Source organism: Bradyrhizobium sp. WYCCWR 12699, assembly GCF_032144035.1.
Lineage (GTDB): Bacteria > Pseudomonadota > Alphaproteobacteria > Rhizobiales > Xanthobacteraceae > Bradyrhizobium.
On the sequence record NZ_JAVTJN010000037.1, the window covers coordinates 12,786 to 13,730 of the forward strand.

A 945-nucleotide genomic window follows, 5' to 3' on the forward strand; every position below is an offset into this window, starting at 1 on the left:
AATCAGGAGATCGAAGCGATCGAGACGATTGATGGCCGCCTCGAGGTTAAGCTCGCGTCGCGCTAGCTGGAGCTTCTGCACGAGATCGGTGGTCCGGGTGAAGAGGACGCGCCATCCGTTCTCGATGAGGGCCAGGCCGATCGCTGCCGCCAAGTGGCTCTTTCCGCCGCCGGGCGGGCCGAACAACAGCAAATTGGCGCCCTTGCCCAGCCAGCTGTCACCGGCGGCGAGCGCCATCACCTGCGCCTTTGAGATCATCGGCACGGCTTCGAAGTCGAAGCTGTCGAAGGTCTTTCCGGTGGGCAAACGTGCTTCGACAAGGTGTCGTTCGGTCCGACGGCGGCCGCGTTCGGCAATCTCGTGCTCGGCGATGGTCGCGAGGAAGCGGCCGGCCGGCCAGCCTTCCTTGTCGGACTGTTCGGCAAATTGCGCCCACAGCACCTTGATGGCAGGCAGACGGAGCTCATTGAGCAGCAGATTGAGGCGCGCGGCATCAACCGTGTTCGTTACGCTCATGCGGCACCTCCGGTCTCGGCGGCACCGATGAGGCATTCGTAGGTCGCAAGCGGCACGAGCTGCACCACGACGTTCGGCAGGTTGGCGGGATCGGGGGCGAAGTAAGCACGTAGCCGGTTGAGGTCGGGCAGTTGGCCGGCCTCGAGATCGGCGGTGAGCTGATCGGCGAGTTCGGCCTCGCAGCCGCGTTCATGAGCGAGCGCGAGGAGATCGACCATGATCCGGCTGGCTTTTTTGTCCGGCAAGCGTTCGCGCAAGCGATCGAAGGTCTTCCGATAGGCATCCCGCGGGAACAGCTGATCTCGGTAGACCAGATTGAGAAGTGCCATCGGCTTGCGCCGCAGGGAATGGATCACGTGCCGATAATCGACGACCTGGTCGTACTTGCCATTGGGATGCGGCCGCCCACGCGGCAAGGTGACGAGATGG

General features: G+C 63.6%; 1 protein-coding gene and 1 pseudogene. Both read right to left on the reverse strand.

Features of this window, described 5'->3' with window-relative positions:
- Nucleotides 1-516, reverse strand: a 516-nt coding sequence (locus RPS27_RS30790) for an ATP-binding protein (protein WP_313754915.1), incomplete at its 3' end; no start/stop codon positions are given.
- A pseudogene (locus tag RPS27_RS30795) lies at nucleotides 513-945 on the reverse strand (IS21 family transposase); the annotation flags it as partial. The gene RPS27_RS30790 and the pseudogene RPS27_RS30795, both read right to left, overlap by 4 nt.